This is a genomic window from Edaphobacter sp., from assembly GCF_035532915.1.
In the GTDB taxonomy this organism is placed as follows: domain Bacteria; phylum Acidobacteriota; class Terriglobia; order Terriglobales; family Acidobacteriaceae; genus Edaphobacter.
Genome location: NZ_DATKQC010000050.1, coordinates 1 through 2,643, shown reverse-complemented (window position 1 = coordinate 2,643; position 2,643 = coordinate 1). Strand labels below are relative to the sequence as shown.

3 protein-coding genes are annotated in these 2,643 nt (G+C 56.6%); 2 read left to right on the top strand and 1 reads right to left on the bottom strand.

Translation table 11 applies throughout. The features are described from left to right. Nucleotides 1-132: 132 nt before the first annotated feature. A complete protein-coding gene (locus tag VMU57_RS02540) occupies nucleotides 133-762 on the top strand; it encodes a type IV toxin-antitoxin system AbiEi family antitoxin domain-containing protein (protein WP_325380467.1) in 630 nt (209 codons plus the stop codon). Continuing rightward, the gene (locus VMU57_RS02535) at nucleotides 743-1,561 is read left to right on the top strand and encodes a nucleotidyl transferase AbiEii/AbiGii toxin family protein (RefSeq protein WP_325380465.1); all 819 of its coding nucleotides are present in this window, start codon (nucleotides 743-745) and stop codon (nucleotides 1,559-1,561) included. Before VMU57_RS02540 ends, VMU57_RS02535 begins: the two co-directional genes overlap by 20 nt. 384 nt (nucleotides 1,562-1,945) lie before the next feature. On the opposite strand, the gene VMU57_RS02530 is transcribed toward VMU57_RS02535, so the two are convergent. Next, a partial coding sequence (locus tag VMU57_RS02530) for a PRTRC system ThiF family protein (protein WP_325380464.1) occupies nucleotides 1,946-2,643 on the bottom strand: 698 nt, incomplete at its 5' end.

Sequence of the window (2,643 nt, the reverse complement as noted above, 5' to 3'; positions counted from 1 at the left end):
CACTAGAAGCTCGGTTGGATTCTCGATTTACGCAGAATCGCCGAGCCGTTCCCTGAGCGATGCGAGCATGTCAATATCATTCAATAATGGAACTATATTGACAAGGAGAACACAATGGGGCAAAATCAATAAATGTCGCGTACCCGCATGGACGAGCTGTTTGCAATCGCCGAAGAGCATGATGGTCTGCTCACTTCGAGAGAGGCGCGCGCCGCCGGCATACAAGATTCTGTCTTGGTTCGTCTGGCGCAACGTGGCCGATTGGAACGTATGACAAGGGGCGTCTACCGGATCGCTCATTATCCGGCAGACCGCCTCGCTCAGTACCGCGAGGCCGTGCTGTGGGCGAAGGCCAGCCAGGGACCAGAGCGCATCGCCCTCTCACACGAGACGGCATTGCTTCTCTATGGAATCTCTGACGCGAATCCATCGCGTGTGAACCTTACGGTTCCAACGTCGGCAAGGCTACGTCGGAAGTGCCCGGAGTGGGTAGCGATCCATAGAGCCAATCTATCTCCCCAAGATATCGGAGAGCATGAAGGACTGCCCGTTACCACGGTGAGCCGTACCATCATGGATGTTCTCTTGGCGACACACAGAATCGACGTTGCTCGGCAGTCCGTCGGCGATGCTGTCCGCGAGGGGCTGCTCAACAGTGCTGAGGCAAGCAGCCTTCGGAGATCCATTTCGCAGACTTCTCTTGCACCTTCACCATCAACGAACGGAAGCCAGGTGAAGGTGTATGAAGCCGCGACCAGTTGAACGCCTCGAAAAGACATTGGCCCGAGTCGCCAAAGAGCAGGGCTTGGCGCAGGAGCGTCTTCGGCGCTGGGTTTCCTTTCTGGCACTATGCGGTGTTTTGGAACGTGCGGTGAACGAAGGCATTCTGGATAGCTACGACCTGAAAGGCGGCGTTGCCCTTGAACTCAGGTTTGCGGAGGGAGCACGCGCCACCAAAGACATCGACATCGGTGTGCCAGTCGATCGGACGAAGCGGTTGCGGGTATTTCAGGATGCCGTGGCGCTCGGCTTCGACGATTTCACCTTTCTCTTGAAAGGGAAGCCCTTGAACATGGACAAGGTGGACGCGGTGCGGCTGGAACTCGCCATCCGATATCGCACCCGTGCATGGCAGACAATCGAGGTCGATCTTGGAGCGTCAGGCCGAGGAGCAGTAGAACTCGTAGTGCCTATGATTCGTGGATTTGCCGCAATGGGATTGCGGGTGCCGTCTCCGGTTCGGTGCCTGAATCTGAGTGAACAGGTTGCCCAAAAGTTGCACGCCTGCACCGGACCCTACTCAGCAGGTCGTGCCCGTGATGTCCTCGACATCCTGTTGATCGACCTGCTCGGTAAGTTGGATGTGAAGGCGGTACACGCCGCAGCCGAACAGGTCTTCGCCGAACGCGCCACGCATGACTTTCCGCCGACCGTTCGAATCCCCGCAGAGTGGCAGGCGGAGCTTGAAGTATTGGCCGGCCAGCTCGGCTACCCAGCGACCTCTGCCACGGATATCGAAGGGCGATTCCGGGCATTCGTGGAACTCGTAGCGCAAGCTTAGATTTCGGTTGCACGGGGGGTAGTCATGAGGAAGCCTCTGGCACAGCCCGCAAGGTTTCACCTGCGAACCCTTTACGCACACGCCCTCAACCATGCACCGAAATTAGCTTTTTATGTTGTACGTTCATTAGCTTATTGTGTCGAAAGAAATGAGTAAGCCCCTGAACTGCGCAGCAAGCCCTATCAACGCCTTCTCCACAGGGAACAGTATTGGCCTGCGTTGGAGCCTTGCTGAGATAGCAGTTCTCCTACAACTGCCACAAAAACTGCCACAGTCGCCAAAAATACAAGAGGCCAACCGTTTCCGGTTGGCCTCTAAGTGCTTTACTTTCAGATTGGTGCGGAGGAGGGGACTTGAACCCCTATGCCTTGCGGCGCTAGCACCTCAAGCCAGCGTGCCTTCCAATTCCACCATCGGAGCAATACTGTGGAGGCGCGGTTTACAATCCGACGCCGGCACGGGGATCGGTTGGACGATTCCACTTTTGGCATTGACGAAGCCGCCGTGATAGCTGATCTCGTTGTACCGAAGCAGTTGTGTCAGCATGGCCAGCGCGTGCATAGCGAGGGTCTGGTTGATGAAGGGCTCCTGCCGCTGGAGCGCTTCCTCGGCGCTGCAGCTGGGGAGATCGTCTTCCGGCGTGGTCGTATCGACGCTTTCCGGATAGAGTTCCGCAACTGTGGGGAGATGTTTCTCTCCGGCTTTTGTGCGAGGTTGCCCGAGAACGAATTGACCGGAATGGGCGCGATTGCCGAGGTCGAGCCAATAATCGGCAAAGGCATCCTCACCCTTCGCCAGGCCGTGATGAATCAGGTTCCTTCCCGCCTTCGTATCAACACATCCGATGACAAAGTTCATGCGTTCCAGCAAGGTGATGTTCTTTTTCGAGAGAAACACCGGGTAGGCTTCCCAGTCGAGTCCCCAGAAGAGATTGACGCGGCTGACGAGCACGGTGGCCTTGTTCAGCCCAATCTCATTGCGCGTAAACGGCTGGCGAACGCAATTGGTTTCGGAAACGGTGTCTCCATCGATCAAGGCAACGTCGAGTCCAATTTGATGGTCGGACCATGCCAGCAACGCCT

Coding starts and splice junctions, on each gene's coding strand:
- VMU57_RS02535 (WP_325380465.1), top strand. CDS start 743: ATGAAGCCGCGACCAGTTGAACGCCTCGAAAAGACATTGGCCCGAGTC.
- VMU57_RS02540 (WP_325380467.1), top strand. CDS start 133: ATGTCGCGTACCCGCATGGACGAGCTGTTTGCAATCGCCGAAGAGCAT.